The sequence below is a fragment of the Kosakonia sp. genome, from assembly GCF_032104925.1.
Lineage (GTDB): Bacteria > Pseudomonadota > Gammaproteobacteria > Enterobacterales > Enterobacteriaceae > Kosakonia.
In genome coordinates this window covers 132,636-147,009 of record NZ_DAMCGF010000001.1, presented here as the reverse complement: position 1 = coordinate 147,009, position 14,374 = coordinate 132,636, and the positions used below count along the sequence as shown (strand labels likewise).

Annotated in this window: 14 protein-coding genes; 5 read left to right on the top strand and 9 right to left on the bottom strand. The window is 50.9% G+C overall.

Features of this window, described 5'->3' with window-relative positions; genetic code table 11:
- Positions 1 to 21: 21 nt before the first annotated feature.
- Positions 22 to 1,278, bottom strand: coding sequence for an autotransporter strand-loop-strand O-heptosyltransferase (locus tag RT644_RS00755; protein WP_313625069.1), 1,257 nt, complete (start codon positions 1,276 to 1,278; stop codon positions 22 to 24).
- Between the two features lie 999 nt (positions 1,279 to 2,277).
- Between RT644_RS00755 and pykF the strand changes: the two genes are divergently transcribed.
- Together pykF and RT644_RS00740 are read left to right on the top strand one after the other, a co-directional pair.
- Entirely contained in the window at positions 2,278 to 3,690 is a 1,413-nt protein-coding gene (gene pykF, locus RT644_RS00745) for a pyruvate kinase PykF (RefSeq protein ID WP_016496308.1), read from the top strand.
- Positions 3,691 to 4,000: 310 nt separating this feature from the next.
- Positions 4,001 to 4,237, top strand: a complete 237-nt coding sequence (locus tag RT644_RS00740; RefSeq protein WP_007374746.1) for a major outer membrane lipoprotein — start codon at positions 4,001 to 4,003, stop codon at positions 4,235 to 4,237.
- Between the two features lie 70 nt (positions 4,238 to 4,307).
- Here RT644_RS00740 and RT644_RS00735 read toward each other — a convergent pair whose 3' ends face one another.
- From RT644_RS00735 to sufA, 7 genes are all read right to left on the bottom strand, one after another.
- Positions 4,308 to 5,324, bottom strand: coding sequence for a L,D-transpeptidase family protein (locus RT644_RS00735; RefSeq protein WP_313625067.1), 1,017 nt, complete (start codon positions 5,322 to 5,324; stop codon positions 4,308 to 4,310).
- 102 nt (positions 5,325 to 5,426) lie between these two features.
- Positions 5,427 to 5,843 carry a cysteine desulfuration protein SufE gene (gene sufE / locus RT644_RS00730; protein ID WP_045511461.1) on the bottom strand — a complete coding sequence of 139 codons (417 nt, stop codon included), beginning with the start codon at positions 5,841 to 5,843 and terminating at the stop codon, positions 5,427 to 5,429.
- A 14-nt stretch (positions 5,844 to 5,857) separates the two neighbouring features.
- Positions 5,858 to 7,078, bottom strand: a complete 1,221-nt coding sequence (gene sufS / locus RT644_RS00725) for a cysteine desulfurase SufS (protein ID WP_097407066.1) — start codon at positions 7,076 to 7,078, stop codon at positions 5,858 to 5,860.
- Entirely contained in the window at positions 7,075 to 8,346 is a 1,272-nt protein-coding gene (gene sufD / locus RT644_RS00720; RefSeq protein ID WP_313625063.1) for a Fe-S cluster assembly protein SufD, read from the bottom strand. Before sufD ends, sufS begins: the two co-directional genes overlap by 4 nt.
- Entirely contained in the window at positions 8,321 to 9,067 is a 747-nt protein-coding gene (gene sufC / locus RT644_RS00715; RefSeq protein WP_016496313.1) for a Fe-S cluster assembly ATPase SufC, read from the bottom strand. The genes sufD and sufC overlap by 26 nt, the downstream gene beginning before the upstream one ends.
- A gap of 17 nt (positions 9,068 to 9,084) precedes the next feature.
- Positions 9,085 to 10,572, bottom strand: a complete 1,488-nt coding sequence (sufB, locus tag RT644_RS00710; protein ID WP_313625061.1) for a Fe-S cluster assembly protein SufB — start codon at positions 10,570 to 10,572, stop codon at positions 9,085 to 9,087.
- Positions 10,573 to 10,580: 8 nt separating this feature from the next.
- Positions 10,581 to 10,937 (bottom strand): Fe-S cluster assembly scaffold SufA, encoded by a 357-nt coding sequence (sufA, locus tag RT644_RS00705; RefSeq protein WP_065368654.1) that lies wholly within the window; start codon positions 10,935 to 10,937, stop codon positions 10,581 to 10,583.
- A 491-nt stretch (positions 10,938 to 11,428) separates the two neighbouring features.
- On the opposite strand from sufA, the gene RT644_RS00700 reads away from it, so the two are divergent.
- The 3 genes from RT644_RS00700 (at position 11,429) to RT644_RS00690 (ending at position 13,903) form a co-directional block, all read left to right on the top strand.
- Positions 11,429 to 11,572 carry an Ecr family regulatory small membrane protein gene (locus RT644_RS00700; RefSeq protein WP_147271666.1) on the top strand — a complete coding sequence of 48 codons (144 nt, stop codon included), beginning with the start codon at positions 11,429 to 11,431 and terminating at the stop codon, positions 11,570 to 11,572.
- 160 nt (positions 11,573 to 11,732) lie between these two features.
- Positions 11,733 to 12,524, top strand: a complete 792-nt coding sequence (locus RT644_RS00695; protein ID WP_313625058.1) for an alpha/beta fold hydrolase — start codon at positions 11,733 to 11,735, stop codon at positions 12,522 to 12,524.
- Between the two features lie 638 nt (positions 12,525 to 13,162).
- Positions 13,163 to 13,903, top strand: a complete 741-nt coding sequence (locus RT644_RS00690) for an EAL domain-containing protein (RefSeq protein WP_313625056.1) — start codon at positions 13,163 to 13,165, stop codon at positions 13,901 to 13,903.
- Between the two features lie 65 nt (positions 13,904 to 13,968).
- On the opposite strand, the gene RT644_RS00685 is transcribed toward RT644_RS00690, so the two are convergent.
- Entirely contained in the window at positions 13,969 to 14,319 is a 351-nt protein-coding gene (locus tag RT644_RS00685; RefSeq protein WP_233500380.1) for a hypothetical protein, read from the bottom strand.
- Between the last annotated feature and the right edge of the window lie 55 nt (positions 14,320 to 14,374).

Genomic DNA, 14,374 nt, shown 5'->3' with positions numbered 1-14,374 from the left:
TCGAAACCCGTCTCTCATCCGTCAGGCGGCATGTTGATCGGGGTCTGCCAGTGCTGTTGTTTTGATGCCAAAGGGATTGCTTCGCAGGGCAATCAGCCGACGAAGATGACCGATGACCTGCTTACCAGTGATAAAACGTGTGCATTCGTACTGCCGGTCCGTGCCTTTGTGGCGCGGACACCAGAAATAGTCCTGATGGTCAAAATTCAATCGCACGTCATCCCAGCAGCCGTTGCAGACATGGGTGTTGATGACGCGCCAGGGGGTATGAAATTCGCTGTTCGGCAGGCTGAATCCACTGATCAGCACCACCGGAATATGGCAACCCCAGGCAAGCCAGGAGAGACCGCTGCCGAGGCCGATAAAAAATTCGGCGTGTTCCAGCAACGCCACGCGTTCAGCGAGGGGCAGATTGCCGGTGAAATCTTCCGCGCCGTGGGGGATTTTGTTCCAGATGTACCCGCGGCCTACCACGCGCTCTTTGTCAATACACAGCACGCGGTAGCCCTGCGCTTTCAGATAGTCGATCACTTCATGCCAGCCATTGCCGTTGTTCCAGAATTTGGCCTGGCTGGTGGACTGGGTCGCGATGCAGACATAGGGTTCAGCGATACGACGCGCGCTACGCTGGCGCAGGTCCGGAACGATTTCTGTGGGATCGACGCCGAGAATATGTCCGGCGGTGCGGTGCAGACCAACAGCGCGAAAATCAAATGGCTGCTTGTCGAGATCGCCGTGAAAAAAGAGCCCGACGCGCCAGCTGGCGTAAGGCGGCTCACTCACGCCCGGCCCGGCCAGCCACTCTTCTGGGGTAGCACAATTGAGCTGCGGATAGACCGGCTTGAAGAGATCGACGATCGGCTGTGCCATGGTGCAATGAACGTTGCACTGGTACGTCTGCCGAAAGCGTTCAGCGTAAGGTACCCAGCCGATGAGGTCGCCCAGCGTACCGCCGGGAAAGGAGACCAGTACCGTTTTGCCGCGCATATCCAGAGCGTGGTCCAGCACGGGCTCCGGCTGGACGCCGTCCCAGACCCGCAGACGAAACGGCACGTAATATTTTTTTGTGCTGATTACCCAGCCCTGCGCGACATCGTCGGCAAACAGAATATTTCCCGTTTCGTCATCGCTTATTTCTACCCGCCAGTTACCGGCTGGCAACAATAACCGGGCACCGTCATTAAAATCGTACAGGATGCCCATCGGTCCCTGCTGGGTCGGAATTTCTGGCGGCGGAATAAAAGCATATCCCTGTCCAGCAACAGCGGAAGTTGTCATCACCCAACCTTCATCATGAGTAAACGCATTAAATAAGGCTGGCAGTAAATAATAAGCAGGCACCAGCCGACCTCCGGAGTTAATAATCCGGAACGAAATTTTTTATAAATTTTTCGGGTCTCATCAAGAGTCGCTTAAGAGTAGTAACAAGGCGTTTTATTGCAAATTCTTTCTAAAAGTTAAAGACCATAAGTATCAATAACTTAGTTTTCTACCACTTTCGCAATTCATTCTGCTTTTTAATAAAAAACAAGCAGTTAACCCTCAACAAAAGCAAGCATTTTAAGATTATCCTTAAAACAAATTTCATGCAAAAACGTGATGTTAATTCAGAAATATAAAATATATTTCCACCCTTTTAAGCAGTACTCATCAGATATATCCGCCTCGCTGATGCAAAAGAGAGAAGTAAAAACCCGCCGCCCCGGCGATTAATTAAAAAGCAAACTGGCGCACATTTTTTATTAAATTAATACCCACAACCCCTTGCGCATAAAAAACAAACAGAAAAATCTTATTGTTTATTTTTCAATATCAGGAGGCGAAAAAGTAAATAAGCGGAGCCGTAGAAGAGAAATAACACGGCGTGAGAGTGGTTCAAACTGATGCCATTACGATGGCCAGGCCGCGGGCTGCCTCGGCTACGCAACGGTTGCGCAATTTTGTGATAACGGTTACACAACAAATCGACAATGATGATAAATTCGTATTTTGAAACGGCGTTTTTAATTCCTTTCTGTCGATGTCGACGCTATAATGCCGCCATCCTAATTTGAATGGATTCAGCTGATTGAACTGTAAAACAAATTACTCACATCAATTTTTCCCCGATCTGGCTGAATCTCAGGCACACATTCTTCTGCACGCTTTTTTGATGTCACCTATCCTTAGACTGTGGCATCGCTCTTTTCGCAACACAGGTTTGACTCCGGAGCCGTGCGCTAACCGGAGCGTAAATTCCCAATCCTTCTCAACTCAAACTTAAAGACCAGAACTGTCATGAAAAAGACCAAAATTGTTTGCACCATCGGTCCGAAAACCGAATCCGAAGAGATGCTGGCGAAAATGCTGGACGCTGGCATGAACGTCATGCGTTTAAACTTCTCTCACGGTGACTATGCTGAGCACGGCCAGCGCATCAAAAACCTGCGCAACGTGATGAGCAAAACCGGTAAAAAAGCGGCAATTCTGCTGGACACCAAAGGTCCGGAAATCCGCACCATCAAACTGGAAGGTGGCAACGACGTCTCCCTGAAAGCAGGTCAGACTTTCACCTTCACCACTGACAAATCTGTTGTCGGCAACGCGGATACGGTTGCCGTGACCTACGAAGGTTTCACCAACGATCTGAGCGTTGGCAACACCGTACTGGTAGACGATGGTCTGATCGGTATGGAAGTGACCGAAATCGTTGGCAATAAAGTTATCTGTAAAGTGCTGAACAACGGCGACCTCGGTGAAAACAAAGGCGTTAACCTGCCAGGCGTTTCCATCGCCCTGCCGGCGCTGGCTGAAAAAGATAAGCAAGACCTGATCTTCGGTTGCGAACAAGGCGTCGACTTTGTTGCGGCCTCCTTTATCCGTAAACGTTCTGACGTGGTTGAAATTCGTGAGCATCTGAAAGCTCACGGTGGCGAGAACATCCAGATCATCTCCAAAATTGAAAACCAGGAAGGCCTGAACAACTTCGACGAAATCCTCGAAGCCTCTGACGGCATCATGGTTGCGCGCGGCGACCTGGGCGTAGAAATCCCGGTTGAAGAAGTGATCTTCGCGCAGAAGATGATGATTGAAAAATGTATCCGCGCTCGCAAAGTCGTTATCACTGCGACCCAGATGCTCGACTCCATGATTAAAAACCCGCGTCCGACCCGCGCTGAAGCTGGCGACGTGGCTAACGCCATCCTCGACGGCACCGACGCCGTAATGCTGTCTGGCGAATCCGCTAAAGGGAAATATCCGCTGGAAGCGGTGACCATTATGGCCACCATTTGCGAGCGTACCGATCGCGTGATGACCAGCCGTCTGGATTTCAACAACGACAGCCGTAAACTGCGTATCACGGAAGCGGTTTGCCGTGGCGCTGTTGAAACCGCTGAAAAACTGGAAGCTCCGCTGATTGTTGTTGCGACTCAGGGCGGCAAATCTGCCCGCGCTGTACGTAAATACTTCCCGGATGCCACTATTCTGGCGCTGACCACCAACGAAGTGACCGCGCGTCAGCTGGTGCTGAGCAAAGGCGTTATCCCGCAGCTGGTGAAAGAGATCTCTTCTACAGATGATTTCTACCGTCTGGGTAAAGAAGTGGCGCTGGAAAGTGGTCTGGCAAGCAAAGGCGACGTAGTTGTTATGGTTTCCGGCGCACTGGTTCCGAGCGGCACTACAAACACGGCTTCTGTCCACGTTCTGTAATAATCGCCGGACAATTCAGACTGATTAAAAAAGCGCCCTTGTGGCGCTTTTTTTTATATTCCCGCCCCCATTTAAAATAAAAAATCCAATCGGATTTCACTATTTAAACTGGCCATTATCTAAGATGAATCCGATGGAAGCTCGCTGTTTTAACACGCGTTTTTTAACCTTTTATTGAAAGTCGGTGCTTCTTTGAGCGAACGATCAAATTTAAGTGGATTCCCATCAAAAAAATATTCTCAACCTAAAAAACTTTGTGTAATACTTGTAACGCTACATGGAGATTAACTCAATCTAGAGGGTATTAATAATGAATCGTACTAAACTGGTACTGGGCGCGGTAATCCTGGGTTCTACTCTGCTGGCTGGTTGCTCCAGCAATGCTAAAATCGATCAGCTGTCTTCTGACGTTCAGACTCTGAACGCTAAAGTTGACCAGCTGAGCAACGACGTGAACGCAATCCGTTCCGACGTTCAGGCTGCTAAAGATGACGCAGCTCGCGCTAACCAGCGTCTGGACAACCAGGCTCACTCTTACCGTAAGTAAGAGTTCCTGTAATGAAATGGCGCACTCGGTGCGCCATTTTTTTTGCCTGTAATTTGCCCTTCCTGTTCCCCTACTGCGTTACCGCCTCCTGTTGGGCTTCTGCATCCACCGTCGTACCTTTCGCATTGTTCTGTACGGACAACACACTTTCTTTCGACGCTGCCGCCGCTGTCTTCACCGGAATCGCGATCGGGTAACCCGCACGACGATTCAACGCCTGCGTAATCATGCCACTATCACCGCCGGCATTATGAATAAACGCTTCCAGCGCGGGAGAGAAGGTGATCGGCACCGTCTGCGTATTTTCTTCAACCTTTTGTGCCAGCGGACGATGCACTTCAATAAAGTGCCGCCCGTCAGGCTCTACGGTGTATTTCACCGGTTCGTTGATAATCGTCACGCGCGTACCAGCCGCAACCTGTGCAAATAACGCCTGGATATCCGGTGCATTCATGCGGATACAGCCTGAGCTGACCCGTAACCCAACGCTGTCCGGCGCATTAGTACCGTGGATAAGATATTCGCCATTGCCAATCCCCAGACGCAGCGCAAAGCGCCCTAACGGGTTATTTGGCCCTGCGGGTATCACCGGTGGCAATTCAATACCGTTGGCTAATGAACGCGCGCGAATGCCCGCTGTCGGTGTCCAGGTTGGGTTCGGGATCTTCTGGCTGACCCGCGTCACCGAAACCGGCGTTTCCAGCCCCTGTTGGCCAATACCTATCGGGTAGACCTGCACGCTATTTTTCCCTGGCGGGAAATAATACAGCCGCAACTCGGCCAAATTAACCACAATCCCTTCGCGCGGCGTATCGGGCAAAATCATTTGTGAAGGGATGGTGACGATCGTACCCGGCCTCGGTACGGGTGCAATCGTGTTATTGGCTTCAAGGATCAACATTGCTGCCGTGTCGAAATGACGGGCGATGGCCTGCAGGTTTTTATCCCCCGCCTGCACGGTGTAAGTCTGGTTTTGCCCAATAACGCGGCTCCCGTCGGCAGGCAGAGGATATTCTGCCGCACGAGCCACCTGGAGTGCGCTTAAAGCGCCGAAAAGACATAAGGAGAGCAAAGACGCGCGTTTCATACTGAAGTTCCTGTATCCACTGACAAGGTGTCAGAAAGCTGAAGATCCAGCGAGGCGTATAACGCCTCGCATCGTAACAGGATGAAAAATGGTCTTTTAAGTTTAGCTAATGTTGGCGGCTTTGTTGCGAATCGCGCGGATCATCGCCTCAAGCCCCTGTGAGCGAGAAGGCGTCAAATGTTGCGTAAGGGACATCTTTTCAAACCACGGGCGCACGTCAAACGCCACAATGTCCTGCGCAGTCATCTGCTGATAGAGCACAAAGACGATGGCAATAAGTCCTTTGACAATCGCGGCGTCACTGTCGCCTGCCAGCTCAATCACCCCCGCTTCATTGCGGTGCATGACAATCCAGACCTGGCTCTGACAGCCCTGAATAATGTTCTCAGGATTGTGCGCGTCGGCACTTAATTCCGGTAGACGCTGCCCCAGCTCAATAATATAGAGGTACTTCTCTTCCCAGTTGGCACAGCGGCTAAAATTGCGCAGCAGTTTCTCTTTATCGGGTAATGCGGCCATTTTTGCCTCTCACGTTAGCCCAGTAACTGATGAATGCGTTTCAGGCCAGTTACCAGACGATCCACCTCTTCTTCCGTATTGTACATAACCAGTGACGCGCGACACATGGCGGGAACATGGTAAAACGCCATCAGCGGCATCGCACAGTGATGGCCGGTGCGCACCGCAACGCCGTAATTATCGAGAAAACTGCCGACATCATAGGCGTGGTGTTTCCCGAGATTAAACGCGATGACGCCCTTGCGCTGCGCCGGGCCATAAAGCGTCAGATCCGGCACATCCGCCAGCGCATTGAGTGCGTAATGCATCAGCGTCTGCTCGTATTCACCAATCGCTTCCAGCCCCAGCTTGCGGACATACTCAATTGCCGCACCAAGCCCGATAATGCCGCCTGTGTTCGGCGTACCGGCTTCAAAACGCCACGGCGCTTTCGCATAGGTTGTGCCTTCGGTCAGGCTCACGGTGGCGATCATCGAGCCGCCCCCTTCCCACGGCGGCATATCCTGCAAGATAGCCTCTTTGGCATATAACACGCCAATACCCGTAGGCCCATACAGTTTATGCCCGGAGAAAACATAAAAATCGCAATCCAGCGCCTGCACATCCACCGGATGGTGCATGACCGCCTGCGCGCCGTCCACCAGCACTTTCGCACCATGCTGATGCGCCAGCGCAATGATTTCCGCCACCGGGTTTTCGGTGCCCAGCACGTTCGACACCTGCGTGATCGCCAGCAGCCGCGAGCGTTCATCCAGCAACGTTGGCAACACATCCAGTTGCAGCGTGCCATCCTGGTTAAGCGGGATCACGCGTAACTCCGCGCCCACGCGCTCGCACAGCATCTGCCACGGAACGATATTGGCGTGGTGTTCCATCGCGCTAATGATAATGTTGTCGCCCGCGCGCACCTGGCTGTTACCCCAGCTGTTCGCCACCAGGTTAATTCCTTCGGTCGTGCCGCGCACAAACACCAGCTCTTCCGGTAAACGTGCGTTAAGAAACGCCGCTGCCTGCACCCGCACGTTTTCCATTCGCTGGGTGGCTTCCGCACTGAGCGTATGAATACCGCGGTGTACCGCCGCATACCCGTGGCGGAAAAATTCAGCTTCGGCATCAATGACCTGGTTCGGTTTTTGCGCACTGGCCGCGCTGTCGAGATAGGCCAACGGTAGTCCGTTCACTTCACGCTGCAGCACCGGGAAATCGGCGCGAACGGCGTTCACGGGAAAACTCATACTCTGCCCCCTGCCAGGCGCTGGCTGATACGCGCCAGAACCTGTTGTTTCAATGCTTCGTCACTAATGGCTTCCGTCAGTTCAGCCGCGAAAGCATGGATTATCATCTGTTGCGCCGCCTGTTGATTGATGCCGCGCGAGCGCAAATAAAACATCTGTTCATCATCAATGCGGCCAACCGTCGCGCCGTGGCTGCATTTCACATCATCGGCATAAATTTCCAGTTGCGGCTTGGTATCCACCTCCGCCAGGCGTCCGAGCAACAGATTATTATTGGTCATCTGCCCGTCGGTTTTGATGGCATGTTGCGCAACTTTGATCAGGCCATTAAACACCGCGCGGCCTTTATCGCTGACGATGGTTTTATGTAGCTGGCGGCTGTTGCAGTAGCCCTGATTATGCTCAAGCCAGGTGCGGGTATCGCACACTTCCGCTTTCACCGGCATCGCCAGGCTGTTGATGCGTAACTGCGTGTTTTCGCCATTAAGTTGCGTACTGGTGTTGTGGCGCAACACCGCGCCGCCGAGCAGGAAACTGTGGCTATCTGCCGCCGCATCCGCCGCAAGCAAGATGTCATTGTGCGCAAAGTGGTAGCTTTGCGGATTTTCAAACGCCAGTTTGACGTGGTGCAGGCGCGCATTCGCCGCCACATTCATCGTCAGGCGTGAGCCCGTAAAGTGGCGCGCATCGTTCAGGCTGACGTAATGTTCGTAAATTGTCGCTTCCGCCCCCTGGGCAAGCTCAAGATGGTGGCGATAATGGGCGGTATTCATCTCGTCGCCCGCCAGCCCTTGAGTAATATGCATAAGCAGCAACGGTTTAGCAGGACGCTGGTTACGTGCTACCTGAATCAAGGTCACGTTCTGCGCCAGGCTTTCTGTCAGATGCAGGAACACTTCCGGCTGCACCGGTGCAGGCAGCGCCTCCCGCACATCGGCAAATTTGACCTCAAAACCAGAACCTGCGGTGTCATCGCTCAGCGCCGCGTTAAACTGACCATCAACAAACACTAGTCGTACGGCATCCACCGGCAATGCCAGCGTATCGCGCTGCCCGGCACTAATCGTGACAGATGTACTCACAAACTGGCTGTTCAGTAAGCCTTCCAGCGGCGTGTATTTCCAGTTTTCATGTTTGCGTGTCGGCAACCCTAAACGCAGCATTTGCTGCAGATGCTGCTGCGCCGAATCAGAACGCGCGCCGCCCTGCGTTTCAAACAGATGATGCCACTGTTGCAGCGCGTTACTGCTGTTCGGTAAGCCAGCCATAGCCCTGCTCCTCCAGTTGCTTAACCAGTGTGAAATCACCGGATTTCACGATGCGTCCCTGATACAACACGTGTACGAAATCCGGTTTGATGTAATCCAGGATCCGCTGGTAGTGCGTAACAATGATAAATGCGCGTTTTTCGTCACGCAGTGCATTCACCCCTTCGGCAACAATTTTCAGCGCATCAATATCAAGACCGGAGTCCGTTTCATCCAGAATGCACAGATCGGGTTCCAGCACCGCCATCTGCAGAATGTCGTTACGTTTTTTCTCACCGCCGGAGAAACCGACATTGACCGAACGGGTAAGCAGATCTTCCGGCATTTTCAGCAGCTTAATTTTTTCTTCCATTAGATCCTGGAAGTCAAAGCGATCCAGCGCCTCTTCGCCGCGATATTCACGCACCGCATTAAGCGCCGTTTGCAGGAAAAACTGGTTACTGACGCCGGGGATCTCTACCGGATACTGGAACGCCATAAACACCCCTTCACCGGCCCGCTCTTCCGGCGAAAGCTCCAGCAAATCTTTGCCTTTAAACTCGACGCTGCCGCCTACCACTTCGTAATCTTCACGTCCGGCCAGCGTCGCGGAAAGCGTACTTTTCCCGGAACCGTTCGGCCCCATAATCGCGTGGACTTCACCAGGACGCACGTCCAGGCTCAGGCCGCGCAGGATCTCTTTATCTTCAACGCTTACCTGCAAGTCTTTAATACTTAACATTTCTTATCCTTTAATTCTTAACCGACGCTGTGTTCAAGGCTGATAGCCAGCAGTTTTTGCGCTTCAACGGCAAACTCCAGCGGCAGTTCAGAGAAGACGTCTTTACAGAAGCCGTTGACGATCATGGAAATGGCATCGTCTTCACTGATCCCGCGTTGCAGGCAGTAGAAGAGCTGGTCTTCACCAATACGCGATGTCGTGGCTTCATGCTCAAGCTGCGCGCTGTTATTTCGGCACTCGACATACGGGAAGGTGTGCGCCCCGCAATCCGGGCCAATCAGCATCGAGTCGCACTGTGTGAAATTACGGGCATTGGTCGCCGTCGGCATGATTTTCACCAGCCCGCGATAGCTGTTCTGGCTGTGTCCGGCGGAGATCCCTTTGGAAATAATCGTCGATTTGGTGTTCTTGCCGATATGGATCATCTTGGTGCCGGTATCCGCCTGCTGATGCCCGCTGGTCAGCGCGACGGAGAAGAACTCACCGATCGAGTTATCGCCGCGCAGAATGCAGCTCGGGTATTTCCAGGTGATGGCGGAGCCCGTCTCAGATTGCGTCCACGACATCTTGCTGTTTTCGCCTTCGCACAGCGCACGCTTGGTCACAAAGTTGAGAATGCCGCCGGTGTTGTTATCCCCCGGGAACCAGTTCTGCACCGTGGAGTATTTCACTTCCGCGTCTTTGTGGATGATCACTTCCACCACTGCCGCGTGCAGTTGATAGCTGTCGCGCACTGGTGCGGAACATCCTTCGATATAGCTGACGTAGCTTCCTTCATCCGCCACCAGAATGGTGCGCTCGAACTGGCCGGTTTTTTCCGCGTTAATGCGGAAATAGGTCGACAGTTCCATCGGGCAACGCACGCCTTTCGGGATATAGATAAACGTTCCGTCAGAGGCGACGGCGGCGTTAAGCGCGGCGAAAAAGTTGTCATTGGAAGGCACCACCGTTCCGAGGTATTTTTTAACCAGTTCCGGGTGGTCATGGATCGCCTCGCCGAACGAGCAGAAGATGATCCCTTGCTCCGACAATTTTTCCCGGTACGTCGTTGCCACCGAGACGGAGTCAAAAATGGCGTCGACCGCCACGTCTTTACCTTCGCGTACCGGAACGCCAAGCTGGTTAAAGGCCTCTTCGACCTCTTCCGTCAGCCAGGCATTTGCACCGGTCTGTTGCACCGCACCGGGCTGCGAGGCGCACGTGTCGTCGCAATTGCCACAGGACGGTGCGGAGTAGTAACTGTAATCCTGATAATCCAGTTTTTCGTAATGCGCTTTCAGCCAGTGCGGTTCTTCCATCTCCAGCCACGCGCGGAAGGCGTTCAGGCGGAATTCGAGCATCCAATCTGGCTCGTTGCGTTTCGCTGAAATGGCCCGCACGACATCTTCATTGATGCCTTTTGCCAGCTCGTCGGTGCTCAACCGGGTAAAAAAGCCCTCTTTATAATTGAGGTTGCCGCCGGTCCAGATTTTGACATCGTCAGTTGCTTCAGTATTACGAGACATAGTACCGCCTATACCCCGAAACTTTCGCCACAGCCGCATTCGTGCTGGGCTTTCGGGTTATGAAATTTGAAGATCTGATTTAAACCTTCACGCACGTAATCCACTTCGGTGCCGTCGATAAACGGCATCGCTTGCAGCGGTACGTAAAGGCGTGCGCCGTCAGATTCGTAAAGCAAATCGTCTTCGCTCGGCTCCGTCACGGTATCGAGTACATAGCCAAACCCTGCGCAACCCGTCTGCTTGATACCCAGCCGTACGCCGAGCACGCCGGCCTGCTTACTGGCCAGCGCACGGATATGTTCTGCAGCAGCGGGTGTCATGGTTAGCCCCCGCCACGTAAAATCTTGCGGATTAAATGATTCCATCGTTTACCTCACATCAGCAGATCAAAGGCTCATAATGCTATGTTAGTGATAATGATTATCACTTCAACCTCTTTTCCGAAGGGTTATTCCCCATAAGCCCCTTTTTTCGGCACATGGTATAAGCATAGACTCTGCGCAAAGGCTTTACAGGTAAGTGAAAATTTGTTTAATAAATTGATAAATAATGACTTTAGTGGGCACAGCGGCAAGTAAGAGATGAAAATGAAAAGATGTATAGCCAATGCCTATTATTGAGATAGGGTTTCGGTATTTTTTACTGTAAAAAGTGACCCGCTTATCAAAACATTATCTTTGCGCATAACGGCGTCTTAGACGCATAACCCAAACTTCGGCGCTTTGCGTTATTAAATTAATCTCCAGTGATATCAATAGGCCGCACGTCGACGGCAAAATAGTCATAGTAAAAAGTTGAACTGGATGCTGGAATGAGTGTCCGAAAGCGAGGATTTTTTACCAGATTTGAGCAAGTTATGGATAAAACAGCGTTGATTTTGTTACTGCTCGCGGTGGTGGTTCTGGTGGTGGGTTTATGGTCAATTTTCAGCGAAACGCTATGGATAGTAGCCAGCTTCCTGGAAACTTTGCTTTACCCAACTATCTCCACGCCGGAGTGAGGTTATGGTGTTCTGGCCGCTCTAGCGAAAATGGCACTGGGATAAGAAAAAACGTTCAAAAAATAAGAAATTACTCCCTCATTTCTCAGATGAAGTCAGTTATCTTCGTTTTTTTGAAAATGCGCTCACGTCGCTGAGCCATCAAACAAGGAGAGTATTGATGAATGCAAAACCAATGATGTCTTATTTAGATAGCGGAACGGGTTTTCCCGTGCTGTTGGGCCACAGCTATTTGTTTGATAAATCGATGTGGTCGCCGCAAATTGAAACGCTCAGCCAGCACTTTCGTGTGATAGCGCCAGATTTGTGGGGACATGGCGAATCCCCCGCGTTGCCAGGCTCCCCCTCCTCTCTGGCCGATATTGCTGCAGACCATTTGTCTTTAATGGATTCGCTCAAAATCGACCAGTTTGCCGTGGTCGGCTTGTCGGTTGGTGGAATGTGGGGAGCAGAACTCGCTGCCGCCGCACCTGCGCGGGTTAAGGCGATGATGTTATTTGATACCTTTATCGGCGATGAAACCGATCTGGCGCGAGAGCGTTATTTCGCGATGCTCAACGCCATCGATGCGACTGGCACCATTCCCCCGGAGTTACTCGACTATATCGTCGGTCAATTTTATTCGCAGTTTGCCGCGCCTGCAGATGTTCAGCAACTCACCGCTTATCTTTCCTCACTTTCTGCTGAGCAACTTCGCAGCAGTATTGTGCCGCTCGGTAAATTGATTTTCGGTCGACCAGATCGGATGACCATTCTGGATTCTGTGGCTTGTCCGGCGCATGTGGCAACTGGCGAACTGGATCTGCCGCGCCCGCCCGTGGAAGGGCGACAGATGGCTGAAGCGTTAGGTTGTCAATTCACATTGATTCCAAATGCGGCGCATATCAGTAACCGGGAAAATCCTGAATGTGTGTCACAATTGATCGTCGATTTCCTGAAACAACATTGTTGATCCCTCATTACATTGCGAAAGCCAGGTAATTAGCACAACCGGCGATAGTCTATTGCTAACCCTTTAATTAACCGGACGGGAAATACGTTTCCCGTTCGTTCTTCTTGTTATTCGTGACCAGTTATTACTGTCATAAAACTGTCATTATATTTTTATGTTTGGCCATCTATTTTTAAACGCATCCTGAATACACCTTCAATACCTCGGTTAAACAGCGAGGCCCAAAAAACGAATAAAGATCCAGGCTTATAAACACGCGTGCATTACCAGCAGACATCTTACTAATGGTTAATATTGTTAATTCATTCGTGCTTTATTGTCATAAGCCAAACATCGGGCAGGAGTGCGTTAAGCATATTGGCAGCCAGTCACCTTCTCCACAATAAAACAACAACCTAACACAAACTTATTGTAAATTTCACCACCACAAAACCGCCAAAATATAGATATTAGGAATAATCTTCTTTGTTAATTTATAGATTTAAGCGATCATTTTCATGATAGTAATAGATATAGACTATCAAAATAAGATAATCGATCATTTAAAACAATTTTCAATCATTATCAGGGCCTGTGTAGAATTGAAAATTGTTTATTAAGAATGTCCTGTTCTTTTGAGTAGGGGCGAAATCAGGAAAATGAAAATTAACACACTGGAAATTAATGGCAGAAAATTCCTGATGACGGCAGAGTTTCACCCCATCATTACTCTCTCAGGAAAAAACATTCTCCGCTATCAAGCGGTGGCGCAATTTTATAACGCTGAGGATTTTCTCATTCCCGCAGAGCAAATAGCCGCTCTGTTGGAAGAAACGGCGGTCAGCAGAAAAGTAACCGATTTTATTTTTGAAGTTATTTGTCATGTACTAAAAATGAAAGAAACAATGACGGTTTCATTCATTTTATCGCCGCAGCTGGCTAATGATATGGATCATCTTACCCAGCTCCTTGAACGCTGCCAGCACAGTAATATTGCCCCGCAACGTATCGAAATTGAGGTCAGCGACAAAATGACTTATCCTCAATTTATCAGTAAGTTACCTGCATTAAAGAAAGCCAAAGAGTATGGCTTTATGGTTTCACTCGGTAAATTTGGCTGTGGAAATGAACATGCAGAGCGCCTGCAATTGTTTGCGTTCAATACTATTAAAATCGATCGTTCCCTTGTCGATGGCATCGCCCGCCACCCGGCAAAACTTTCAACACTGCACCGTTTCATTGACAGCGTAATACCTGCCGGGACGAACGTGATTTGTGAAGGCGTGGATAGCACAGCCGACCTCGCTCTGCTTAACAGGTATAACGCCGGCGGTATTCAGGGGTACACCTTTTCCCGCCCGCTAACCTTTAAGCAACTCCAGTTACTGGAGGGATTTTAAACTCACATAAAAGCCGCTGGCGGGTGATTGGGTAAAGGCGCTATCCCAGGCAGGCTGCCCGTGTACTATTCCTCTGCGTTTTCGCGGGTGCAGACGATCGCTTTATCGTTGGTGTGCTTGCTGTCCGCATAGAAGAAGGCTTTTTTACCCGTTTCGATCTGCGTGATGATATGGATTGCCGCCCAGTTGGTAGCCTTGTTTTGATCCTGGCTGTCGGTATAAATCAGCGAGCGGCCGGAATATTGATCGGAGATATCATACGGATTCTCCTGTGGATTCGTGTAATGTCGACCATTGACAGTGAGCCCATCCGGTTCGACGCTGGCGCGGTATTCATCACACTGCAGCGTGATACCCGCAGCCGATGAATACGCCGATAATAAGGCTAAACAGCCGCCCGCAATAAACTTGACCATAACCATCCCGTATACATGTTGTTGGCAACAGAATAATACAACGCCCCTGAGAAGG